This is a genomic window from Escherichia sp. MOD1-EC6819 (assembly GCF_002965765.1).
GTDB classification, from domain to species: Bacteria; Pseudomonadota; Gammaproteobacteria; order Enterobacterales; family Enterobacteriaceae; genus Escherichia; species Escherichia ruysiae.
This window is the reverse complement of the sequence record NZ_PTRG01000007.1, coordinates 56,464-79,838: the sequence shown is the minus strand read 5'-3', so window position 1 is coordinate 79,838 and position 23,375 is coordinate 56,464. Positions and strand designations below refer to the sequence as shown.

Here is a 23,375-nt window from a genome sequence, read left to right as displayed (position 1 = left end):
GCCTTACACATAACGTTGGGGTAGAGAGACACTGACGCGCGTGCCGTGCAGACAGGATATGGTCAAGGTGCCGCCCAACGCCGTTACGCGCTCACGCATTCCGGTGAGACCAAAACCGTGCTGCCCTGAATCTGGCGGCAAACCGCTACCATCGTCGTCAATCACCAGCATTAATCGCTCATCCTGCTGCCAGCCTTGCAGCGTGACCGCACTGGCATCGGCATGTTTCACAATGTTGTTCAGCCCTTCCTGGCAGACACGAAACAGCGTCACACGCTGGTTTTCACTTAATGCTGATTCATCTATCCGCCATTCAAGATGACTGACAATGCCGCGACCTTCCAGCTCCATTTCTCGCATCAATGAACGGATAGCCTGCTCCAGGGTGAGATCATCCAACTGGCGCGGACGTAACCGTCCTAATAAGCGGCGCACCGCGTCGTAAACGCCCAGCGACAGTTGTTCGATTAACTGCCCGCTCTGCTTCACGCTGGCGTTATCTGCCGCCAGCCGCTGAACAATGCCCGCCTGAGTACGAATGGCGGTGATGGTCTGACCGATATCGTCGTGCAGTTCACGCGCCACATCGCGGCGCACGCTCTCTTCGGTTTCCAGCAAACGTTCGGCAAGATGCTGATTGCGTGCCAGCTCCTTTTGCAGCGACTGGTTAAGTTCACGCAACCGCTGGATGCCTGCGCCCAGTAACAGCCCTGTCAGACTTTGCACCAAAAGCGAGAGCAATAAATCTACCGGATGATCGCGCCATGTCTGGCTGGCAATCAGTGCAATGGCATTCATCAACGTCGCAATCAGCGCCCCTTGCCAACCATAGTGCCAGGCCAGAGCGATAATCGGCAGCGCCAGGCAGAATGGCGTAAAACGCGACAGTTCGTTCGGCAGTCCCAATTGCAGCCAGAGGCTGATAACAAACAGCAGCAAGTACCAAATCAGATGCCGCCCGCGCCAGTTTATCGGCTGAGAAACCAGCGACGGCCCTAGCGGCAGCCAGGTGTTATTAGCCAGGTAGTGCCAGAACACAAGGCAAACAGGAGCCAGCGTCAGACCACCTGTTAAGGTTAATAACAGCGCGTTCCACGATTCGTTACCATACCCGTGCCAAAGCCAGGGCAGCGACTGTAACAACGCTGCCGCCGTTAACGCAGCCCCCTGTAACAACAATGTGCGCCAGTCGCGCTGATGGCGAAAGCGGGAAATCAACGCCACGGGCAGTAACGTCAATAAACTACCGATCATCAATAACGGAAAATGCGTTAACCCGACAGCCTGCGTCAGCCAGTAAATCAGCAGCCATTCCGCGCCCAGCAACACGGGCCAGTATCCGCGCGGGCATTGCAACATCAGCCCCAGTCGCAGACCAAACGGAAACAGCAATACCGCCAGATCCGGTCGTTCAACCAGATGCAGGCTAATACTCCACAGGCAAAACCATGCGGCAGAGAAGATAAAAAAGCAGGAAATTACAGTATTTAAGCGGGAGAAAAATGTCTTCATCACCAGCCATCAAACATGCGGCGAGCCAGTTCAACATCGTTACTGACGCCCAGTTTGTCCATCAGATTAGCGCGATGTACGTGCACAGTTTTCGGCGACAAGCCCAGTTCGGCGGCAATCTCTTTCACCGCCATCCCTTGCGCCAGCTTTTCCGCTACCTGACGTTCGCGTTTGGTCAGCGGATCCTGACGACCGGATGCCAGTTTAATGGCGATATCTGGCGTCAGATAACAGCCGCCCGTGGCAACGGTATGCACCGCAGCAATCAGTTCGTCCGGGCTACAGCGTTTGGAGAGAAAGCCGCGTGCCCCCGCATTGAGCGCCTGTTCAACCAGCGCCGGACTGTCGTGAACGGAGAGCATAATTGTCGCCATGCCTTTCGGTAGTTGGCTTAGCAGCTCCAGACCGGAAATATCCGGCATAGAGATGTCGCAAATACACACCTGCACACCGCGCCCTGGCAACCCGGCCAGCGCCTCGCGCCCCGAACCAAACTCGGCAACTACCTGCAAATCAGGTTCCAGCCCCAGCAACTGCGCAAAGCCGGAGCGGACGATAAGGTGATCGTCTATAAGGGCAACGGTTATCATGGTCTTGTCCTGGCGGGTAAAAAAAACGCGCTTACCTTAACGATAAGCGCGCCGCTGTTCAAGCCTTGAGCGGTTACTGAAAGAACACAGCAATCTTGTTAAACATGGTCGGGTCGGACTGATTACGCTGCACTTTTACCACATCTTCCAGTTTGTCTATCTGGCTTATCATCTGCTCCAGCCGCTGATCATCATTCACCAGTAGCCAGATATGGCTTTTGTCGCTGTCCTGAACAGGCAGACAGAGAATGCCCTCAACGTTAAAGGCGCGGCGGGCAAAAAGCCCACAAACGTGGGTCATTACACCAGGATGGTTGCGAACGGTGAGTTCCAGAATCACGTTGTCATGAGTTGTATTTTGCATGGTTTATTCCCCCACCATTTCAGTATTCGCCGCACCTGGCGGCACCATCGGGTAAACTTTTTCTTCCGCATCAATCCGTACATGGATCAGTGCCGGACCAGGGCGATTAATCATTTCCTGCAATGCGGCCTGCGGATCGGCTTCGTTATTCAAATCACACGTTTCGAGGCCGAATCCGGCGGCAATCTGCATAAAGTTGATTTTGCCCGGATAAGTGGCAGCAAAAACACCCTGCTTGTAGAACAGACTTTGTTGCTGATGCACCAGCCCCAGAGCTTCGTTGTTCATCAGAATGATTTTGACATCAAGCTGGTTTTCGCTGGCGGTGGCCATCTCCTGAATATTCATCATCAGACTGCCGTCACCGGAAAAACACAACACTTTGCGATCGGGGTTCGCCAGCGCCGCGCCAATCGCCGCAGGCAGGCCGAAGCCCATCGTACCCAGCCCACCGGAGGTCAGCCACTGACGTGGGCGATTGAGCGGATAGGCCTGCGCCGTCCACATCTGATGCTGACCAACATCAGTGGTAATAATCGCGTTGTCATCCACGCAGGCGGCAACGGCATTAATCAGGCCGTAATGTGTTAACGGATCGCACGCTTTTGGAATTGGACACGGGTATTCGCGCTGTAAATCAGCCACCAGTTGATGCCACTCTGCTCGCGGCTGGGCTTCCACCTGCGGGATCAGTTGCGCCAGCACGTCATCGACATCCGCCTGTATCGCCACATGCGGTTGCTTCACTTTACCCAGCTCTGCGCGGTCAATATCCACATGGATGATTTTGGCGTTCGGACAGAACTCCTCCGTTTTGCCAATCGCCCGGTCATCAAAACGTGCTCCGAGAACAATCAGCAGATCCGCCTCCTGCAAGATATAGTTGGTGCTGCGCACACCGTGCATCCCCAGCATACCCAGCGACAGTGGATGCGCTTTCGGCAACATGCCCAGCGCCATTAAGGTCATGGTGGTGGGCAACTGGGCTTTCTCTGCCAGTTCACGCACCCGTGCAGGCGCGTTAATGACACCGCCCCCCAGATAAAGCACCGGGCGTTTGGCGGCGTTAATCATTGCCGCAGCGTCACGAACGCTTTCTTCGCTAAAGGTGGGGGCGGCGGCTTTTTCTGCCATAACAGGTTGTTCTTCAATCTCAAAAACCGCTGTTTGCACATCCTTAGGAATGTCTATCCACACCGGGCCAGGACGGCCTGATTGCGCAATGCGGAAGGCATCGCTCATGACCTGCGGGAGTTCTTCGATATGTCTGACCAGATAGTTATGTTTGGTGATGGGGATAGAGATGCCGTAGGTATCGACTTCCTGGAAAGCGTCGGTGCCAATCATTGAGGCAGGAACCTGACCGGTGATGCAAATCAGCGGGATAGAGTCCAGCCGCGCATCGGCAATGGCAGTCACCAGATTAGTCGCCCCCGGCCCACTACAGGCCATGCAAACTGCGGGTTTGCCGTCGGTACGCGCCATCCCCTGGGCGATAAATCCCGCGCCTTGTTCGTGACGAGCCAGAATATGGCGGATTTGCGTGCTTTGGCTTAAGGCGTCATAGACAGGGAGAATCGAGCCGCCAGGTATCCCCGTCACAATCTTAATGCCCTGCTGTTCCAGAAAATGAACGATAAATTCTGCGCCAGTAAAACGCTTGCGTGTCGATATTATGCCCGAACTTGCCATACTCCAGTCCTTTTCTTCTGAGCCGACTTTCCGGGGGCGCTTAAACGAAAAACCCCGCCCGGTTTGCGCCGGCGGGGTTTTGGAATCGTGTGTTGTTCCAGTCCCTACGGCGCATTGCCGACGACCACCACCACACGCACGACGACCACTGCGGCGGATGGCGCAGTTGGTAGTAGTTTTGCGTTGAGCATGGAAATAGTCATTGGGGACCTTGTTGGTTTTGTGTTTAACAATATTTATACAAGCACAGGTTTACAGGGGAGACAATGGAAAATTTTTCATCAAAGGAAAATTGAGGGATTGATCACGTTTTGTACTGAATCGCAGGTAACAAAAAACCCCGCCGGAGCGAGGTTTCGTCAGCCGCTCGCGGCTGGTAACCGCAAAGCACACTGTATTATGTCAACACTGAAAGTATACGTGTTCCGCATAGAACACGCAATTTCGGCACGAATTTTGACTTTTTTAACGCATAGTCGAGTATCGATCACAGTTTGCAATTTGTCCAAAAATTACTGTTTATTTATACAGTGCACTTCTATAATATCACTGTACGCAATGTGTTATGCGGGGCCGCATCGTTACCCGGCGCACTAAGTCCTGGCTGAAACGGGTGGTGCCGTCAGCGCCTTAACCCCGCGTGAGCACACTGTGTTATGTCAACAGCACAACGTTTCTCCTTGAGAGACCGCGTGCACAACAGCTGGCAACAGGCAGCGGAAAGGTACGTCGGCTGGTAGTGCTCCTGAACCACAGGAGACGCGTATGAGCCTGGTGGATATCGCCATTCTTATCCTCAAACTCATTGTTGCAGCACTGCAACTGCTTGATGCTGTTCTGAAATATCTTAAGTAATTCAGATTCAAGCCGCACTAAAGGGGAGCGGGAAACCGCTCCCCTTTTATATTCTGCTTGCAAATGGGTGTCGGATGCGATGCTGGCGGATGTGGCGTTAAGGTTTTATCCCTATTCCGGCAACATTTATTGCCGCTTTTGTTTATATATTCTGCCGTTTTTCTTATTACTATTCCTCATATATATCTGGCTAACATTTATCAATGTGATAGATTTCTCTCCCGCATTTATTCGAATGCGTAGTAACTTATTCTAAATATATTTTTATAAGCGTCTGTGATAATGAAAAGGCATAGAAACGTCAATTTATTATTGATGTTGGTATTACTCGTGGCCGTCGGTCAGATGGCGCAAACTATTTATATTCCTGCTATTGCCGATATGGCGCGCGATCTCAACGTCCGTGAAGGGGCGGTGCAGAGCGTAATGGGCGCTTATCTGCTGACCTACGGTGTCTCACAACTATTTTATGGCCCAATTTCCGACAGGGTAGGTCGCCGCCCGGTGATCCTCATCGGAATGTCCATTTTTATGTTAGCAACGCTGGTTGCGGTCACCACCTCCAGCCTGACGGTATTGATTACTGCCAGCGCAATGCAAGGGATGGGAACCGGTGTCGGTGGTGTGATGGCGCGTACATTGCCGCGTGATTTGTATGAACGGACACAGCTACGCCACGCTAATAGCATGTTAAATATGGGTATTCTCGTCAGCCCTTTGCTCGCACCACTCATTGGCGGTCTACTGGATACCATGTGGAACTGGCGAGCCTGTTACCTGTTTTTACTGATGCTTTGTGCTGGTGTGACCTTCAGTATGGCACGCTGGATGCCAGAAACGCGCCCTGTCGATGCACCGCGTACGCGTCTGCTCACCAGCTATAAAACGCTCTTTGGAAATGGTGGTTTTAACTGCTATTTACTGATGCTGATTGGCGGTCTGGCAGGGATTGCCGCTTTCGAAGCCTGTTCTGGGGTGCTGATGGGCGCAGTATTAGGGCTGAGCAGTATGACGGTCAGTATTTTGTTTATTCTGCCAATTCCGGCGGCATTTTTCGGTGCATGGTTTGCCGGACGCCCGAATAAACGGTTCTCTTCGTTAATGTGGCAGTCCGTTATCTGTTGCCTGCTGGCAGGACTGATGATGTGGATCCCCAGCTGGTTTGGCGTAATGAGTGTCTGGACACTGCTCGTTCCCGCAGCATTGTTCTTTTTCGGTGCCGGGATGCTGTTTCCGCTGGCAACTAGCGGCGCGATGGAGCCTTTCCCCTTCCTGGCGGGCACGGCTGGCGCACTGGTCGGCGGTCTGCAAAACATTGGTTCCGGCGTGCTGGCGTCGCTCTCCGCGATGCTGCCGCAAACCGGCCAGGGAAGCCTGGGGCTATTGATGACCTTAATGGGAATGTTAATTGTGCTGTGCTGGCTGCCGCTGGCGACGCGGATGTCGCAGCAGGGACAGCCCGTTTAACTTACGTCACCACAGCATCGTCATCAGCTCCACAGGAGAACGATGCTGCTTTATCAAGTCGCGCATTACCCGCATGTGTGGCGCGGAGTGGGAATAAAAAGCCTGATAGCCAGCACAAAGCACCTTATCCGGCTGACCATCCCCGGCATGAGGGCAAAGGAGATACCAGTCACACTCCTGACACCCCCTCTGTGGTTGTTGGCTTTCGTTCCCGCACCATTTTTGCAGCGTGACATCAAAAAGCTCGATTGATATACGACTGATATCTGTCCGCACCCAACACTCGAACAGGGCGATTAAAAATTGTCCCCATAACTCGGTTGTCACCGACGCTGCCGTCAGCTCGCCTCGGTCATTAAATTCTATATGGGGAATGAGTTGCACGGCGCGGATGCCCCTCTGTTTTAAATTCTTATAAAAATCAACTGGTTGTAATGTATCTTTATACTCTACAACCAGTTTATGCCTGTCCTCTTTAGCATCTATAACCTGACTTCCTGTCATGTGATTCTCTCAATTAATACGATAAGTTGGTGTATATGCGTAACAGCAAACAGTATTGCGAGAGATAACACCGCGAGGGAGATCATAAATTTGTCACGGATTACGCAAATTTGGGAAAAATCGCTATTAGCCACATCCATTAAATTACGATTTCGTGTATAGCGCCAGAGGATTAGTGCCACAAGGGCGAGGATGCCAATAGAAATCCAGAACAATATGCCTGACTGGTGCCAGTTATGTTTGATTGCCAGCGCCATCAACGCACCGTAGCCCAGCGTGGTACGAAACCATGCCAGCGATGTGCGTTCCGGCTGAAGGCCTGGGTCGGCAATCCGTCTGGCTTTGCGGCTATCCGGCATACAACACCAGTCCCATAACGATCACCGCCACGATCATCAATATTAAGCTAATGATTAATAAGCTGTTGGTGTAAGGTAAATCTTCTTTCAGACGCATCGCTTTTTCATTGCGTAACCAGCGCAGGTAACCATACATTGCCAGTCCGCCAGAGAATAAGCATAGCAATAACGCCAGCAGCTCGCGAATGACGGGCGTGGCGAAGTCTGGCGCAAGTTGATCCAGCCCCACACCTGCTGCCAGAAACCCTAATGCAGTACGGATCCACGCCAGAAATGTACGTTCATTAGCCAACGAAAAGCGGTAATCAGGCGCTTCTCCGAGGCGGGAAATTTTCATTGTTGCTCCTTTGCAATTTCACAATAGCGATGTTTTATCCGTCTCTTTTTAGGAATTTCGGTTGATGTTTTCTTGATATGCTTTGCCATCCGCTACAAGGAGGTCAGATGGGTATCATAGCGCAAAATAAAATCAGTTCATTGGGCATGCTGTTCGGTGCCATCGCCTTAATGATGGGGATTATCCACTTTTCATTCGGCCCTTTTTCCGCGCCACCGCCAACGCTTGAAAGCATCGTGGCGGACAAAACGGCTGAAATTAAAAGAGGTCTTCTCGCCGGAATAAAAGGCGAAAAAATTACCACCGTGGAAAAAAAAGAAACGCCTGATGTCGATAAAATCCTCGATCAAGGCGGTATCGCACTGGCCATTGCTGCGCTACTTTGCGCATTTGTTGGCGGTATGCGTAAGGAAAATCGCTGGAGCATTCGCGGCGCTCTGGTATTTGGCGGCGGGACGCTGGCTTTCCATACCTTGCTTTTTGGTATCGGCATCGTGTGCAGCCTTCTACTGATATTCCTGATTTTTTCTTTCCTGACTGGCAGTTCACTGGTTTAAGCAGCCTGAATATTGCCCGCCAGGTTTCCGCCAGCGGGCATCATCGTCAGAACTTCTGTTTTTTATCCTCGACTTTCACCCCTTGCGTCGGTAAACCGGTGTCATAGTCGCGTACCACTGGAGAATAACCATCCTGTGGGCGAGGGCGGAACGCCCCCATCCAGCGCGGTTGCGCATCTTTGCGCCACGGACGGAGGCTCCATTGGTAACTGCGGAACGGATCGCGAATTTTGTCCATGTAACCCAATAAGGCGTCATGCATTTTGCTGCGAACGTCGGCAAAACGAATATCATCGATCAGGTTATGCATTTCATTTGGGTCATTACGGCGATCGTAAAGTTCATCACTGGTGAAGAGGTTGAGCACCAGTTTAAAGTCATCCGTCACCCAGCAACGCACCGGAATAAAGCCGCCAAAGCTGTCATGCTCAATCTCGTAGCGGTTAAATTCCACCATCACGCCGCGTGGCTCTTTCGCTGTGAGGATATTTTCCCCTGGCAATATGTCAGGTTTTTCAATATCCGCCAGCGCCATCATTGTCGGTAGTAAATCAATATGGCTGACTGGCATATCAACCTGTCGCGACTCTCCTTGTGGCGAGCGGATAATCAGCGGGATGCGAGTAATGTCGTCATACATCGCCGCGCCTTTGCTAATGAGCTTATGTGCGCCCATCATTTCACCGTGATCGGAGGTATAAATGACCCACGTATTTTCACGTTGTTCTGGCGTTAAGGCATTGATGACTCGTCCGATTTGGTCATCAACAAAGTCATTGCAGGCAAAATAGAGCGGATGGTGATAAAGCCCGTCATCACCGACTGGCGATGGCATCGCCTGCGCCCATAAGCGGTGATGTTCCGGTTTGTTCGCCAGGTCATCCTGTGATTTCTCGCCAAGTTCGTAGTAAAAATCAGCGTATTTCTCTAAATACTCCACCGGACAGGTGAACGGGTGATGCGGCTCATCATACGAAACCACCATCAGGAAGGGTTCCTCGGCGCGCGCGGGCTGTTGCAGAAAATCTACCGCCCGATTGCTGATGCGGTGCGCCCAGGTGAAGGTTTCGTCGATATGGTTCGCCTGTAAATCCTCAACGCTGTTTAGGCCATTGCGCCACAGGCTGATCTCTTTTTCCGTCAGTTCGCTAAGGTAGTTCGCCCCATCGAACCAGTAATCAGCGTCCCACTCCGGCGGACACTCGCCAGTGCCGAAATAGTCATGACCGTCGAGATGCCATTTGCCAATGTAACAGGTGTGATAGCCCGCATCCTTAAAGTAGCGTCCCATAGTGGAGATGTTTTTACCCGGCGCGACGTTGTTGGTCCACGGCCCGGACTGGTTAGCGTAGATACCGGTAAACAGCCCGGCGCGCGCCGGTGTACAAACCGGTGAACAGGTGTAGGCGGAATTAAAGCGAATACCTTCCGCCGCCAGACTATCAATATTTTGCGTATTCAGCGGCTTACCGCTATAGCAACCGACCATATTGGTGGCCTGGGTATCGGTCATGATGAACAGAAAATTGGGGCGTTTCATAGGCTATCCTTCGCGTCGGGAGTAAAGGTTACGGCTGGGTCGTGACGATGCCGCCAGCTGTCAAAAATCAGGTAGACAATCACTACGGCGGCAATGAAATAACTGATCATCGCTAACCAGCGCGTACCGTAGCCGCCGAATTCAGCCAGCCCGGCATAGACGCCAATCATCGCGAACAGGATGCCAATTGACGCGATCTTGACGTTTTTCCACGGTTTCATGTCCACCGCAAACGCATCTTTGAAGGTGAACGGCGTGGCGCGCGGTTTGATAAAACCGATCACCAGCATCACGACCACGTTGATGCAGAACGTACAGGCCAGCACATAGAGGAAATGGAAGTCGAACTTCACCAGATAGTTGATGGTGATGTAGCTGATTATGCCAATCCCCATCGCCACTTTTGCCGCCAGCGCCGGAATGCGCGGGAAGAAAAAGCCCATAATGATGATGGTAACCAGCGGCACGTTGTAAATACCGTTGAGCTGTTTCATCCAGCTATACAGCCCCTGCGGCGCGTTGGCGATCCACGGCGCGACCAGCACCGAAACGATGGCGATAAAGAAACCAAATTTGCGCCCGACGGTGACCAGCTGCTGCGGCTCGGCATTCTGGTTAATGATGCGCCGGTAAATACCCATACTGAATAACGTACTGGCGCTATTCAGAAAGCCGTTGAAGGTACTGATCACCGCACCAAATAACACCGCGCCGAAGAAACCCACCAGTGGCACTGGCAGAACGTTATTGACCAGCGTCGGGTAGGCCATGTCGGCTTTCGGTAGATCCTGATACAGATGAAACGCAATCAACCCTGGCAGCACCAGTACCAGCGGGTCGAGCATTTTCAGCACCGCCGTTAACAGCGCCCCCTTTTGCCCTTCCGCCAGGCTTTTTGACGCCAGCGTGCGTTGCACGATGCCCTGATTAGTACACCAGTAAAAGGTATTTACCAGAATCAAACCGGTAAATGCGGCACCTATCGGCAAAGGATCGGTCGGGCCGCCTACTGAGTTTAATTTCTCGGCGTGAACGGTGGTGAGTTGTTCAATACCTTGCAAAAAGCTGCCCTTACCCATCGCGATCAGGCCGAATACTGGCACCATCAAACCGCCGATAACCAGCCCAATACCGTTGATGGAGTCCGCCACCGCCATTGCGCGCAGCCCACCAATCACCGCATACAGAATCCCCGCCAGACCGAGCAAAATCACCAGTAACCAGATAGCCGCGCCATCGGAAAGTTGTAGCGATTCACCCACGTGAAACAGGCTGTTGAGCGCCAACGCGCCGGAGTAGAGAACAATCGGCAGAAAGCAGACGCCGGTGGCAATGAGGAAACAGAAGTCGATGATAATGCGCGTAGTTTTATCATAACGCTCCTCAAGGAAATCGGGGATGGTAGCAATGCCGCGTTTCAGGTAGCGTGGCAAAAAGATCAGCGCGAGGAAGAGCAGCGTCACCGCAGAAGTGACTTCCCAACCCATCACCGACATGCCGCTTTTGTAGGCTTGCCCGGAAAGGCCGACCAGTTGTTCCGTGGAAAGGTTGGTTAACATTAACGAAGCGGCAATAACCGGTGCTTTTAGCGATCGCCCTGCAAGAAAATAGCCTTGTTGCGATCCGGTATCCGTTTTACGAACTTTCCACCAGGTGATAACCGCCACCAGCAGCGTAAAACCGACAAAACTCAAGATTTGTAACGAATTCATCTCATAGCCCTTATTTATGTTTATGTCCCGGACGCATGAATATAGGGAGAGGTAAAATGCGTCGGGTCAGGCAGTCAGATTCTTAAAATACAAACGTCATATCCCTGAACGGATTGTTTTCTGTTAAGTTCAGGTTGTGAGCATAATTCGCCGGAGGGATATTAAAATGAATGGAAAATTGCAAAGTTCGGATGTAAAAAACGATACTCCATACAATATTCCCTTATTGATTAACGAAAATGTGATCTCCAGCGGAATTTCTCTAATCTCACTCTGGCACACCTATGCCGATGAGCATTACCGCGTAATCTGGCCGCGAGACAAGAAGAAACCGCTTATCGCCAACTCCTGGGTGGCGGTGTATACCGTGCAAGGATGTGGAAAAATTCTTTTAAAGAATGGTGAGCAAATAACACTGCATGGCAACTGTATTATATTTTTAAAGCCGATGGATATTCACTCTTATCACTGTGAAGGTTTAGTCTGGGAACAGTACTGGATGGAATTTACCCCCACCAGCATGATGGATATTCCCGTCGGCCAGCAGAGCATTATTTATAATGGCGAATTTTATAATCAGGAACTCACCGAAGTTGCTGAGTTAATTACTTCACCAGAAACAATAAAAAATAATCTGGCGGTCGCTTTTCTGACGAAAATTATTTATCAGTGGATTTGTCTTATGTACGCGGACGGCAAAAAAGATCCGCAACGGCGGCAAATTGAAAAATTAATTGCCACTTTACATGCCAGCCTGCAACAACGCTGGAGTGTTGCCGATATGGCCGCCACCATCCCCTGTAGCGAGACCTGGTTGCGTCGCCTGTTTTTACGTTACACCGGTAAGACACCGAAAGAATATTACCTTGATGCGCGTCTGGATCTGGCGCTCTCACTCTTAAAGCAAGAAGGGAACTCGGTTGGCGAAGTCGCTGATACACTCAACTTCTTCGACTCCTTTCATTTTAGCAAAGCCTTTAAGCATAAATTTGGTTATGCACCGTCAGCCGTACTGAAGAATACAAACCAGTCACAACCAAAATGGTGAGAGTGTAAATGACTCGATGATGTTCAGAAATACCAGGTGGAGTGCCATTTACGGCGACTCCACCCGGAAAAGAGTTAACCGATACTCCAGAAGAGCACCGCCAGTAATTGGGGGGTGATAATACGCAGGAACATGACTAACGGATAGACCGTGGCGTAAGAGAGCGCCGCCGCACCGCTGGTAGGATGAAGATTATTGGCAAACGCCAGCGCCGGAGGATCGGTCATAGAACCAGCCAACATCCCGCACATCGAGAGATAATTCATTTTGGCTAACATCCGCGCCAGAATGCCGACTGTAATCAGCGGAACAGCGGTGATCAGGGCACCATAACCAATCCAGCTTAGTCCTTCGCCATTGACCAGGGTATCGACAAAATTCCCACCGGATTTCAGACCCACTACCGAGAGGAACAGTACGATCCCCAGCTCCCGCAGCGCGAGGTTGGCGCTTGGTGGCATAAACCAGTACAGCTTGCCGATACTGCCAATACGCCCAAGGATCAGCGCCATAATCAGCGGCCCCCCCGCCAGCCCCAGCTTCAATGCCGCCGGGAATCCAGGCACAAACACGGGAATGGAGCCTAACAACACGCCAAGACCGATACCAATAAACACCGGTAACATCTGAACCTGTTGCAGTTTTTGCTGCGCATTACCTAATACATTGGCAACGGCATCAATAGCAGAAGGCCGCCCCACCAGGTTGAGGATATCGCCAAATTGCAGGCTAATATCGCCACTGGCGACCAGTTCAACCCCGGCACGGTTCAGGCGCGAGATAACAACGTCATAGCGTTCTTTAAAGTGCAGGTCGCGAATACGTTTACCGAGCACATTTTCATTGGTGACCACCACGCGTTCGACGCGCAAATCGGTGCCTTTCGTTGATAGCGAAGTATCCACCTCCTGACCAATCACCAACTGTGCATTATGCAAATCCGCAGGCTGTCCCACCAGATGCAGCAAATCGCCAAGTTGGATAATGGTATCTGGCGAAGGTACTTTTAGGGTTTCTTCTCGTTTCAATCGTGAGCAGATAACTTTATCGCCATTAAGAATTGGCACATCTTTAATGGCTAAATTATGCAAATTAGGGTTTTCAACACGGATGTTAATCGTCCTGATTAGCGCACCGCCGTTGGTTCGCGTGGACTCGTGCTGCTGGGCCTCAGTCTCAACATTGACGCGGAAAATAACCCGCAGCATCCACATGGTGAACAAAATCCCACAAATGCCGAATGGATACGCCATCGCGTAACTCATCCCCATCTGATCGACCATCTCCATCGGTGTGCCGAGGTCGCGTAAGATTTGCTGACCTGCCCCCAATGCTGGCGTATTGGTGACCGCGCCAGAGAAAATCCCCAGCACCACAGGCAGTGGAATATCGAAAAGTTTATGCAAGATTGCGGTAACCAGACCGCCGATAATGACTATCAGAACAGCAAACAAGTTGAGGCGTAACCCGGAGACGCGCAATGAGGCAAAGAAGCCCGGCCCCACCTGAATCCCGATGGTATAAACAAACAGGATCAGGCCAAATTCCTGGATAACATGCAGCATATCGCTACTTAATGTCATCCCAGCCTGAGAAACGAAATGGCCGACGATGATCCCACCAAACAGCACGCCGCCAATGCCTAATCCTATGCCGCGAAACTTGACGTTGCCGATAAACAAACCGACGACCGCCACCAAAGCCAGAATACTGACTGTTAATGCTATATCACTCATCGTCCATTTCTCTTGAAATAACATTTTAATTACCAGGGATTATGGCTGAATCGGTGAAGCAGATTTGCCTTATGGCGCACATTATCACGGGAAAGAGAGTGCCGGAACATCTTAACCTGACGAAAATTAATACAGAGTTGAAGATGGTTGATAAAAAAAGCCCCACCAGGCTGGCGGGGCAAAAAGAATAGCTAATTAGCTATTTAACGCGGGACGTTCGCTGATAGCGATACGCTGCGCAGCGATGGGTTCAGGCTCATTACGAATTAAATCAATATGCAGCAAACCATTAACGAAGGTTGCGCCAGAGACTTCCATATTTTCAGCCAGCGTAAAGCTCAGACTAAATGGCTGATTCATAAGCCCTTGATGCAACCATTTTTTCTCTTCTTTTGGCTGCTCAGGCGTGCCTTTTACGCTCAGGCGCGTACCTTCCAGTTGAATCTCTAAATCTTCCTGACGGAAACCAGCCAACGCCAGGGTAATGCGGTAGTGGTTATCGTCGCTTTTCTCAATGTTGTACGGCGGGAAGCTCTGGCTTTCACCGGCGTTTTGCAATGCGTTAGCCAGTTTGTCAAAACCGATCCATTGACGCATCAGTGGGGATAAATCGAAGTTACGCATAGTCATTTCTCCTTCTAAGAAGCGAGTAAGTACCTGCAAATCCGAAGATTCGCATATGCTCCCTGACGGCGAGCATGGAAATGTCAGGCCGCGCCTGGCGGCCTTAGGGAATTAGTTGATTTCGATACGGCGCGGTTTTTTCGCTTCCGGAATCACGCGTTCAAGATCGATATACAGCAAACCATTCACCAGGTTAGCGCCACGAACATGAATGTTCTCAGCTAACTGGAATTTGCGTTCGAAGTTGCGTTCTGCGATGCCCTGGTACAGATAGGTGCGCTCTTTTTGTTCGTCAGCATGGGCACCTTTCACCACCAACAGATTGTCCTGGGCGGTAATTTCCAGTTCACTCTCAGCAAACCCCGCGACAGCGATAGCAATGCGGTAATGGTTTTCGTCTACCAGCTCAACGTTATACGGAGGGTAGCCACCATTACTCTGGCTCTGGTTGTTTTCTAAGTGGTTAAACAAACGGTCAAATCCAATAGCAGAACGATAAAGCGGGGATAAATCAAAGTTACGCATAATCAATAGCTCCTGAAATCAGCGAGAATATAAGACCTTCCACAATGGACAGGTCGGGTAGCCAGAACACCCATCAGGCGCGTTCTCATCAGCTACGGTATAAAAATGGGTCTGGATATGCACTTTTCAAGCCTTTCCAACGGACTTTTTTTTGCAGTTTGTGGTCTATTGCATAGACTGGAGGACAGCACGAAACGTTAAAGTGCGATAGCCGCCACAGTGCGACATGATGATGATGTTATTTTCGGCAAGGGATCGCTATAACACATCATGCCAACACCCACGATTAACAGATGAATTTATTATGATAAGAAATGTGTTGTTAGCGTCCATGATATGCAGCGGAATGACATTACTCGGAGGATGCTCCAGCGTAATGTCCCATACCGGAGGTAAGGAGGGAACGTATCCCGGCACCCGCGCCAGTGTCACCATGATTGGCGATGACACAACAAACTGGGGAACCAAATCGCTGGCGATTCTCGATATGCCATTTACCGCAGTCATGGACACACTTTTGCTGCCGTGGGATGCGTTCCGCAAAGACAGTTCGGTGCGCTCGCGCGTGGAAAAAAGCGAAGCCGACGCGCAAGCCATCAATGCCGTTATTCCACCAGCCAGAATGCCAGCGAACTGACTAGCGACCCGTTTCGGTGATCCACAGCTGACCTGCTTCCATCCACGCCAGCCATTTACCGTCCGGCGAGAAGACCACGGCGTCTGCCGAAGGTGGGTTGGCGTGATTATCAGTTAAATACTCAACTTCACCGCTTTGCGCATGTACGCAGGCAATGCGGTTATCCAGCACAACTCCCAGCCACTCTCCTGATGGATGCCAGTTAAATGCAGACTGGATATCCGTTTTGTTATGGGTTAACTGGCGCGGCTCGCCTCCCTGTGGCGAGATAAGCCACAGTTGCACAATGCCGTTATCATCACGCATTAAAAACGCGATTTGCGTACCCTGTGGATTACAGCGCACCCAGTGGCGCGGGACGTTGACTAACCCCGGATAAGTCCGATGGTGTGTAAAGGTTAAACGTCGCTGCACGACGCCACGCGGCGGCGCGGGCAGGGTTGTTTCCGTTCCGCTTAACGGCGCACCACCAGCTGCTTTCCAGCCAGCTTCATCTTGCGGTAACTCAACGATAAACAGCTCCGGTACTTTCTCGCCCTTTGGCGAAAGCGTGTCGCCAATAAACGCCAGCGCGTGATTTCCTACCCATCCCTCTTCATAAGCGCGATTGATTTCATCACTGCCAGGCTGCGGCGCGGGCGTAGTTTTACTCACCAGCACGCACCAGTGGCTACCGCTGTATTCACGCGGATGCTGCTTTTGTACGTTGACCGGGCCAAACGGTACGGCAACCCCGACGTTTCGCAAATCCAGCGCCGAATCGAGTTCATGCATTACATGGTCGTTATAGGTAAAACTCACCATTTCACCGTTCGGGCTAAAAACATGCACATGGCTGCCGCCGCGTAGCGCCCCTGGGGTGTACGGAACGGTAATATCCATTGCATCGAGATTACTCACCTTTCCACTTTCAACAATCACGCCACGGCGGTGATGGAAATCGTAATGCCATGTTTCATCAGGATTTTCAGGTCCGTGGATGAAGACATATTTCTCTGACTTCGGATGAACGGTCACCACGCCGACGTGTGCGCCCTGTGACGCCCGGTAGATAACCTCGACCTCGCCGGTATGGATATTCACGCGCTCAATGGTCTCGCCGGTAAACGACGCGCCAGAAGGACGCACATCAAACACCAGCCACTGGCTGTCGGGTGTCCAGGTATTGGTATTGGTGAGCAGGTGATTTCGTGAAGCGTTGGTGAGTTGTTTCATGGCGTGATCCTGATACAAAACGTTTCCCGCCATCATACTTCACAAGGACTTCACTTTCAGACAATAGTCTTTTGCCATCGTGATGAATGTGAGTAAAAAGATGGAACATTTCGACGTGGCGATTATTGGCCTCGGCCCGGCGGGGTCGGCGTTGGCGCGGCAGTTAGCAGGCAAAATGCAGGTGATCGCGCTGGATAAAAAGCACCAGTGCGGTACTGAAGGTTTCAGCAAGCCTTGTGGTGGTCTGCTGGCACCGGACGCGCAGCGTTCTTTTATTCGCGATGGACTGACGCTTCCTGTCGATGTAATCGCCAATCCGCAGATTTTCAGCGTCAAAACCGTCGACGTCGCCGCATCGCTCACGCGTAACTACCAGCGGAGCTATATCAATATTAATCGCCATGCCTTCGACTTGTGGATGAAGTCGCTGATCCCCGCCAGCGTTGAGGTTTACCACGACAGCCTGTGTCGAAAAATCTGGCGTGAGGATGATAAATGGCATGTCATTTTTCGTGCAGACGGCTGGGAGCAGCATATTACCGCCCGTTATCTGGTGGGTGCCGATGGCGCAAACTCGATGGTGCGGCGACATCTTTATCCGGATCATCAGATTCGTAAATATGTCGCTATCCAGCAGTGGTTCGCAGAGAAGCATCCGGTGCCGTTCTACTCCTGCATCTTTGATAATGCGATAACCGACTGTTATTCATGGAGTATCAGCAAAGACGGTTATTTTATCTTTGGCGGTGCCTATCCGATGAAAGACGGTCAGACGCGTTTCACGACGCTGAAAGAGAAAATGAGCGCCTTTCAGTTCCAGTTTGGTAAGGCGGTGAAAAGTGAAAAATGCACGGTGCTGTTTCCCTCACGCTGGCAGGATTTTGTCTGCGGTAAGGACAACGCCTTTCTGATTGGTGAAGCGGCGGGATTTATCAGCGCCAGTTCTCTGGAAGGGATTAGCTATGCGCTGGATAGCGCAGAGATTCTGCGTTCGGTGTTACTGAAGCAGCCAGAGAAGCTCAATGCCGCTTACTGGCGCGCCACCCGCAAACTGCGTTTAAAACTCTTCGGCAAGATAGTAAAAAGCCGATGCTTGACTGCACCTGCCTTAAGAAAGTGGATTATGCGCAGTGGTGTGGCGCATATTCCACAGTTGAAAGATTATCCAACGCGCTTCACATCGCCCACCAGCAGGATGTAAGAGAGCGCGCCAATCAACGCGACGGCGGAGATATAAACCAGTGCCGGGGCGAAGCCATAGCCTTGCAACAGATATTAGTCCACAAAAAAACACCTCATAAGAAAAGGTCTTATATCGGGCAGAAATCTGAAAAGGGAGATCAGGCGCTAAACAGGAGGGAAAGAAGAGTATGCTTTCAACGGCTTAGCGATCTTGTTTAAAGGATTAATCATGAATTTGAATTTTAAGGGATTTTTTAAGGCTGCCGGTTTATTCCCACTGGCGCTGATGCTTTCGGGCTGTATCTCGTATGCCCTGGTTTCCCATACCGCAAAGGGTACTTCAGGAAAGTATCAATCGCAGTCAGACACCATCACGGGGCTATCGCAGGCAAAGGATAGTAATGGAACAAAAGGCTATGTTTTTGTAGGGGAATCGCTGGATTACCTTATCACTGATGGTGCCGATGACATCGTTAAGATGCTCAATGATCCAGCACTTAACCGGCACAATATTCAGGTTGCTGATGACGCAAGATTTGTTTTAAATGCGGGGAAAAAGAAATTTACCGGCACAATATCGCTTTACTACTACTGGAATAACGAAGAAGAAAAGGCACTGGCAACGCATTATGATTTTGCCTGTGGTGTTCAACACTGTACCAGGTCACTGGAAAACCTAAAAGGCACAATCCATGAGAAAAATAAAAACATGGATTACTCAAAGGTGATGGCGTTCTACCATCCATTTAAAGTGCGATTTTATGAATACTATTCACCCAGAGGCATTCCGGATGGTGTTTCCGCAGCATTACTGCCAGTGACTGTTACGCTGGACATCATTACTGCACCGCTGCAATTTCTGGTTGTATATGCAGTAAACCAATAATCAGTAAGCGGGCAAACGCGTTTATGCTGTTTGCCCGCCCACAGATTAATTCAGCACATACTTTTCGATTGCAAACGCCACGCCATCTTCAAGGTTGGATTTGGTGACAAAGTTCGCCACTTCTTTCACCGAAGGTATAGCGTTATCCATCGCCACACCGACGCCTGCATATTCAATCATTGCGATGTCGTTTTCCTGATCGCCAATCGCCATAATTTCTTCCGGTTTAATGCCAAGCACTTCCGCCAGCGATTTCACGCCAGTGCCTTTATTGACGCGTTTATCGAGGATTTCGAGGAAGTACGGCGCACTTTTCAGCACGGTGTATTTCTCTTTTACTTCCTGCGGAATGCGCGCGATGGCCTGGTCGAGGATGGCGGGTTCATCAATCATCATCACTTTCAGGAACTGGGTGTCAGGGTTCATTTTCTCCGCCTCGCAGAACACCAGCGGAATGGTGGCAACAAATGATTCGTGCACCGTGTAATAGCTGATGTCACGGTTGGCGGTGTACAGCGTGGTGCGATCCAGCGCGTGGAAATGGGAACCGACTTCACGAGAGAGTTTTTCCAGGAAACGGTAGTCATCATAGCTCAGGGCTGTTTGCGCCACGGTGCTACCATCAGCGGCTTTCTGCACCAGCGCGCCATTGTAAGTAATGCAGTAGTCGCCCGGCTGTTCCATATGCAGTTCTTTCAGGTAGTTGTGAACGCCTGCATAAGGGCGCCCCGTCGTCAGTACGACATTCACGCCACGGGCGCGAGCTGCGGCAATCGCATTTTTAACGGCGGGTGAAATGGTGTGATCGGGCAGCAGAAGGGTGCCATCCATATCGATAGCAATGAGTTTGATAGCCATGAGTTCCCCAGGTAGATTGGTTCCTGACTCATGCTAACGCGATTCCGCTCAAAAATCAGTACAACACCCGAGGGAAAAGGGGGATGCAACGCGTGTTGCGTGCTCCCCTTTTGCTTAGCGGAAGAGTTTCCCTTTCAGCAACTCCATGCCTGCGGAAAGCAGATCGTTATTGGCTTGTGGTGACACTTCACCCTGCGGTGAAAGAGCATCAATAATCTTCGGCAATTGTTCCGCCAGTAAGCTGGAAGCAGCACGGGTATCTACGCCGAGTTTTTGCCCGAGATCGGACACCGCGTTTGTGCCGAGCGCCGACTCCAGTTGCTCGCCGCTCACCGGCTGATTGCCCTGTTGATTACTCAACCAGGTTGAGAGAATGGCACCTAAACCGCCACTTTGCAGTTTTTCCAGCAGCACCTGGATGCCCCCCTGCTCCTCAACCCAACTTAAAATCGCCTGATATTTTCCCGCATCGCCTTTCAGAAAGGCACCGACAACTTCATCAAAAAGCCCCATGATATTCACCTGTAAAGCGTTACGTGTTGACTCAAAAAGTATAGTTCTGCGGGATGATAATTGCGGATTGCAGAAATAAAAAGAGCGGAGATCATCTCCGCCCTTTTATTACTTATAGCTTCTTGCCGGATGCGGCATGAACGCCTTACCCGGCCCACAAAACATTGCAAATTCAATATATTGCAGAAGTTTCGTAGGCTTGATAAGCGTAGCGCATCAGGCACGCTCGCATTTTAAATATCGATATTCGCCGCTTTCAGGGCGTTTTCTTCGATAAACGCACGGCGCGGTTCTACGGCGTCGCCCATCAGCGTGGTGAACAATTGGTCGGCGGCAATCGCATCTTTAACGGTAACGCGCAGCATACGGCGGCTTTCCGGATCCATTGTAGTTTCCCACAACTGTTCCGGGTTCATCTCGCCCAGACCTTTATAACGCTGGATGGAGAGGCCGCGACGGGACTCTTTCACCAGCCAGTCCAGCGCCTGCTCGAAGCTGGCTACCGGCTGACGACGCTCGCCACGTTCGATAAACGCATCATCTTCCAGCAGACCGCGCAGTTTCTCGCCCAGCGTGCAGATACGACGATATTCGCCGCCGGTGATAAACTCGTGATCCAGCGGATAGTCAGTATCCACGCCGTGGGTACGCACGCGAACAATCGGCTCGAACAGGTTTTTCTCGGCATTGGTGTGGACATCAAACTTCCACTGGCTGCCGTGCTGTTCTTTGTCGTTCAGTTCGCTGACCAGCGCGTTCACCCAGCGGGTAACAGTCTGCTCATCAGAGAGGTCGGCTTCCGTCAGCGTCGGCTGATAGATAAGCTCTTTCAGCATTGCTTTCGGATAGCGACGTTCCATGCGAACGATCATTTTCTGCGCCGCATTGTACTCCGACACCAGTTTTTCTAACGCTTCACCAGCTAAAGCTGGTGCACTGGCGTTGGTATGCAAAGATGCACCATCCAGAGCGATAGAAATTTGGTACTGATCCATCGCTTCATCGTCTTTAATGTACTGCTCCTGCTTGCCTTTTTTCACTTTGTACAGCGGCGGCTGAGCAATGTAGACATGACCGCGTTCGATGATTTCCGGCATCTGACGATAGAAGAAGGTCAACAGCAATGTACGAATGTGCGAGCCGTCGACGTCCGCATCGGTCATGATAATGATGCTGTGATAACGCAGTTTGTCCGGATTGTATTCGTCACGACCAATACCACAACCAAGTGCGGTGATAAGCGTCGCCACTTCCTGGGAAGCAAGCATCTTATCGAAACGGGCTTTCTCAACGTTGAGGATTTTACCCTTCAGCGGCAGAATCGCCTGGTTCTTGCGGTTACGTCCCTGCTTCGCAGAGCCGCCCGCAGAGTCCCCTTCCACAAGGTACAGTTCGGAAAGCGCCGGGTCGCGCTCCTGACAGTCCGCCAGTTTGCCCGGCAGGCCAGCTAAGTCCAGCGCGCCTTTACGACGGGTCATTTCACGGGCGCGACGCGCAGCTTCACGCGCACGAGCGGCATCAATGATTTTGCCGACCACGATTTTCGCGTCGGTTGGGTTTTCCAGCAGGTATTCTGCCAGCAGTTCGTTCATCTGCTGTTCTACCGCCGATTTCACCTCAGAAGAAACCAGTTTGTCTTTGGTCTGGGAGGAAAATTTCGGATCCGGCACTTTCACGGAAACGACCGCAATCAGGCCTTCACGCGCATCGTCACCGGTGGCGCTGACTTTGGCTTTTTTGCTGTAGCCTTCTTTGTCCATGTAGGCGTTCAGGGTACGGGTCATCGCCGCACGGAAGCCTGCCAGGTGAGTACCGCCGTCACGCTGCGGAATGTTGTTAGTAAAGCAGTAGATGTTTTCCTGGAAGCCATCGTTCCACTGCAATGCCACTTCGACACCGATACCGTCTTTTTCGGTGGAGAAGTAGAAGATATTCGGGTGGATTGGCGTTTTGTTCTTGTTCAGATATTCAACGAATGCCTTGATACCGCCTTCATAGTGGAAGTGGTCTTCTTTACCATCACGTTTGTCTTTCAGGCGAATGGAAACGCCGGAGTTGAGGAACGACAACTCACGCAGACGTTTCGCCAGAATTTCATATTCAAACTCGGTCACATTGGTGAACGTTTCGAGGCTTGGCCAGAAACGAACCATAGTGCCGGTTTTATCAGTATCGCCGGTAACCGCCAGCGGTGCCTGCGGTACGCCGTGCTCGTAGATCTGACGGTGAATTTTACCTTCACGCTGGATAACCAGCTCCAGTTTTTGCGACAGGGCGTTTACTACCGAAACACCAACGCCGTGCAGACCGCCGGACACTTTATAGGAGTTATCGTCAAATTTACCGCCCGCGTGCAGGACGGTCATGATCACTTCCGCCGCCGATACGCCCTCTTCCGGGTGAATACCGGTCGGAATGCCGCGCCCATCATCCTGTACAGAGACAGAGTTATCGGCGTGAATGGTGACGATAATTTCTTTACAGTGACCCGCGAGCGCTTCGTCGATAGCGTTATCTACCACCTCGAATACCATGTGGTGCAGACCGGTGCCGTCATCCGTGTCGCCGATATACATACCAGGGCGCTTACGCACCGCATCCAGCCCTTTCAGGACTTTGATACTGGAGGAGTCATAAGAATTCGACATCAACGTTTCTCGCT

25 protein-coding genes, 1 pseudogene and 1 other annotated feature are annotated in these 23,375 nt (G+C 51.3%); of the genes and pseudogenes, 8 read left to right on the top strand and 18 right to left on the bottom strand.

The window, feature by feature from the left end:
• Window positions 1-3 precede the first annotated feature (3 nt).
• The 5 genes from uhpB to ivbL form a co-directional block, all read right to left on the bottom strand.
• Complete coding sequence (gene uhpB, locus A7Z06_RS11640) at window positions 4-1,512, bottom strand: signal transduction histidine-protein kinase/phosphatase UhpB (protein WP_010350494.1); 1,509 nt, start codon at window positions 1,510-1,512, stop codon at window positions 4-6.
• Window positions 1,512-2,102, bottom strand: coding sequence for a transcriptional regulator UhpA (gene uhpA, locus A7Z06_RS11635; protein WP_000633666.1), 591 nt, complete (start codon window positions 2,100-2,102; stop codon window positions 1,512-1,514). Before uhpA ends, uhpB begins: the two co-directional genes overlap by 1 nt.
• Window positions 2,103-2,175: 73 nt before the next feature.
• A complete protein-coding gene (ilvN, locus tag A7Z06_RS11630) occupies window positions 2,176-2,466 on the bottom strand; it encodes an acetolactate synthase small subunit (protein ID WP_001181709.1) in 291 nt (96 codons plus the stop codon).
• Window positions 2,467-2,469: 3 nt separating this feature from the next.
• The gene (gene ilvB, locus A7Z06_RS11625; protein WP_000168414.1) at window positions 2,470-4,158 is read right to left on the bottom strand and encodes an acetolactate synthase large subunit; all 1,689 of its coding nucleotides are present in this window, start codon (window positions 4,156-4,158) and stop codon (window positions 2,470-2,472) included.
• Window positions 4,159-4,262: 104 nt separating this feature from the next.
• Complete coding sequence (ivbL, locus tag A7Z06_RS11620; RefSeq protein ID WP_016159932.1) at window positions 4,263-4,361, bottom strand: ilvB operon leader peptide IvbL; 99 nt, start codon at window positions 4,359-4,361, stop codon at window positions 4,263-4,265.
• 562 nt (window positions 4,362-4,923) lie between these two features.
• Here ivbL and tisB point away from each other — a divergent pair.
• Window positions 4,924-5,013, top strand: a complete 90-nt coding sequence (tisB, locus tag A7Z06_RS11600) for a type I toxin-antitoxin system toxin TisB (RefSeq protein ID WP_000060506.1) — start codon at window positions 4,924-4,926, stop codon at window positions 5,011-5,013.
• 282 nt (window positions 5,014-5,295) lie between these two features.
• A complete protein-coding gene (gene emrD / locus A7Z06_RS11590; RefSeq protein ID WP_024165057.1) occupies window positions 5,296-6,480 on the top strand; it encodes a multidrug efflux MFS transporter EmrD in 1,185 nt (394 codons plus the stop codon).
• Window positions 6,481-6,486: 6 nt separating this feature from the next.
• Here the strand turns inward: emrD and A7Z06_RS11585 are convergent, their stop codons facing one another.
• From A7Z06_RS11585 to A7Z06_RS11575, 3 genes are read right to left on the bottom strand one after another with little or no spacing between them, the layout of a single operon-like run.
• Window positions 6,487-6,984 carry a radical SAM protein gene (locus A7Z06_RS11585; protein WP_105279429.1) on the bottom strand — a complete coding sequence of 166 codons (498 nt, stop codon included), beginning with the start codon at window positions 6,982-6,984 and terminating at the stop codon, window positions 6,487-6,489.
• On the bottom strand, window positions 6,981-7,343 hold the full coding sequence (locus A7Z06_RS11580) for a DUF202 domain-containing protein (protein ID WP_001113447.1): 363 nt from the start codon (window positions 7,341-7,343) through the stop codon (window positions 6,981-6,983). Before A7Z06_RS11580 ends, A7Z06_RS11585 begins: the two co-directional genes overlap by 4 nt.
• Window positions 7,333-7,680, bottom strand: a complete 348-nt coding sequence (locus A7Z06_RS11575) for a YidH family protein (RefSeq protein ID WP_000703955.1) — start codon at window positions 7,678-7,680, stop codon at window positions 7,333-7,335. Before A7Z06_RS11575 ends, A7Z06_RS11580 begins: the two co-directional genes overlap by 11 nt.
• 107 nt (window positions 7,681-7,787) lie before the next feature.
• Here A7Z06_RS11575 and yidI point away from each other — a divergent pair, with 107 nt between their 5' ends.
• Entirely contained in the window at window positions 7,788-8,237 is a 450-nt protein-coding gene (gene yidI / locus A7Z06_RS11570; protein ID WP_000511298.1) for a protein YidI, read from the top strand.
• A gap of 46 nt (window positions 8,238-8,283) precedes the next feature.
• Here yidI and A7Z06_RS11565 read toward each other — a convergent pair whose 3' ends face one another.
• Both A7Z06_RS11565 and A7Z06_RS11560 read right to left on the bottom strand, forming a co-directional pair.
• Window positions 8,284-9,777: a sulfatase-like hydrolase/transferase gene (locus tag A7Z06_RS11565; protein ID WP_000828493.1), complete on the bottom strand. Its 1,494-nt coding sequence runs from the start codon at window positions 9,775-9,777 to the stop codon at window positions 8,284-8,286.
• Entirely contained in the window at window positions 9,774-11,489 is a 1,716-nt protein-coding gene (locus tag A7Z06_RS11560; protein ID WP_001087188.1) for a solute:sodium symporter family transporter, read from the bottom strand. Before A7Z06_RS11560 ends, A7Z06_RS11565 begins: the two co-directional genes overlap by 4 nt.
• A gap of 166 nt (window positions 11,490-11,655) precedes the next feature.
• Here A7Z06_RS11560 and A7Z06_RS11555 point away from each other — a divergent pair, with 166 nt between their 5' ends.
• Complete coding sequence (locus A7Z06_RS11555; protein WP_024212588.1) at window positions 11,656-12,537, top strand: helix-turn-helix transcriptional regulator; 882 nt, start codon at window positions 11,656-11,658, stop codon at window positions 12,535-12,537.
• Between the two features lie 74 nt (window positions 12,538-12,611).
• On the opposite strand, the gene A7Z06_RS11550 is transcribed toward A7Z06_RS11555, so the two are convergent.
• The gene (locus A7Z06_RS11550; protein ID WP_024165177.1) at window positions 12,612-14,273 is read right to left on the bottom strand and encodes a putative transporter; all 1,662 of its coding nucleotides are present in this window, start codon (window positions 14,271-14,273) and stop codon (window positions 12,612-12,614) included.
• A 41-nt stretch (window positions 14,274-14,314) separates the two neighbouring features.
• On the opposite strand from A7Z06_RS11550, the gene A7Z06_RS21815 reads away from it, so the two are divergent.
• Window positions 14,315-14,464 carry a hypothetical protein gene (locus A7Z06_RS21815; protein ID WP_024165178.1) on the top strand — a complete coding sequence of 50 codons (150 nt, stop codon included), beginning with the start codon at window positions 14,315-14,317 and terminating at the stop codon, window positions 14,462-14,464.
• Between the two features lie 4 nt (window positions 14,465-14,468).
• On the opposite strand, the gene ibpB is transcribed toward A7Z06_RS21815, so the two are convergent.
• Both ibpB and ibpA read right to left on the bottom strand, forming a co-directional pair.
• Window positions 14,469-14,897, bottom strand: a complete 429-nt coding sequence (ibpB, locus tag A7Z06_RS11545; RefSeq protein WP_001243431.1) for a small heat shock chaperone IbpB — start codon at window positions 14,895-14,897, stop codon at window positions 14,469-14,471.
• Between the two features lie 111 nt (window positions 14,898-15,008).
• The gene (ibpA, locus tag A7Z06_RS11540) at window positions 15,009-15,422 is read right to left on the bottom strand and encodes a small heat shock chaperone IbpA (protein WP_001243437.1); all 414 of its coding nucleotides are present in this window, start codon (window positions 15,420-15,422) and stop codon (window positions 15,009-15,011) included.
• Window positions 15,416-15,488: a sequence feature (ROSE (Repression Of Heat Shock gene Expression) occurs in the 5'-region of heat shock genes and acts as an RNA thermometer to modulate expression.), on the bottom strand. (Overlaps the previous gene by 7 nt.)
• A 238-nt stretch (window positions 15,489-15,726) precedes the next feature.
• Between ibpA and A7Z06_RS11535 the strand changes: the two genes are divergently transcribed.
• A complete protein-coding gene (locus tag A7Z06_RS11535; RefSeq protein WP_064732606.1) occupies window positions 15,727-16,059 on the top strand; it encodes a YceK/YidQ family lipoprotein in 333 nt (110 codons plus the stop codon).
• Here the strand turns inward: A7Z06_RS11535 and A7Z06_RS11530 are convergent, their stop codons facing one another.
• Window positions 16,060-17,274, bottom strand: a complete 1,215-nt coding sequence (locus A7Z06_RS11530; RefSeq protein ID WP_010346786.1) for a DUF3748 domain-containing protein — start codon at window positions 17,272-17,274, stop codon at window positions 16,060-16,062.
• A gap of 100 nt (window positions 17,275-17,374) precedes the next feature.
• Between A7Z06_RS11530 and cbrA the strand changes: the two genes are divergently transcribed.
• A complete protein-coding gene (gene cbrA, locus A7Z06_RS11525; RefSeq protein WP_024165179.1) occupies window positions 17,375-18,475 on the top strand; it encodes a colicin M resistance lipid reductase CbrA in 1,101 nt (366 codons plus the stop codon).
• Here the strand turns inward: cbrA and A7Z06_RS22055 are convergent.
• Window positions 18,436-18,549 (bottom strand): annotated as a pseudogene (locus A7Z06_RS22055) (hypothetical protein); the annotation flags it as partial. The gene cbrA and the pseudogene A7Z06_RS22055 sit on opposite strands and share 40 nt — an antisense overlap.
• 136 nt (window positions 18,550-18,685) lie before the next feature.
• Between A7Z06_RS22055 and A7Z06_RS11520 the strand changes: the two are divergent.
• Window positions 18,686-19,342, top strand: coding sequence for a YidX family protein (locus A7Z06_RS11520; protein WP_024212585.1), 657 nt, complete (start codon window positions 18,686-18,688; stop codon window positions 19,340-19,342).
• 45 nt (window positions 19,343-19,387) lie between these two features.
• Here the strand turns inward: A7Z06_RS11520 and yidA are convergent, their stop codons facing one another.
• The 3 genes from yidA to gyrB form a co-directional block, all read right to left on the bottom strand.
• Window positions 19,388-20,200: a sugar-phosphatase gene (yidA, locus tag A7Z06_RS11515; protein ID WP_000985555.1), complete on the bottom strand. Its 813-nt coding sequence runs from the start codon at window positions 20,198-20,200 to the stop codon at window positions 19,388-19,390.
• A 114-nt stretch (window positions 20,201-20,314) separates the two neighbouring features.
• Complete coding sequence (locus A7Z06_RS11510; RefSeq protein WP_000522198.1) at window positions 20,315-20,713, bottom strand: YidB family protein; 399 nt, start codon at window positions 20,711-20,713, stop codon at window positions 20,315-20,317.
• Window positions 20,714-20,946: 233 nt separating this feature from the next.
• A complete protein-coding gene (gene gyrB / locus A7Z06_RS11505; RefSeq protein ID WP_000072053.1) occupies window positions 20,947-23,361 on the bottom strand; it encodes a DNA topoisomerase (ATP-hydrolyzing) subunit B in 2,415 nt (804 codons plus the stop codon).
• Between the last annotated feature and the right edge of the window lie 14 nt (window positions 23,362-23,375).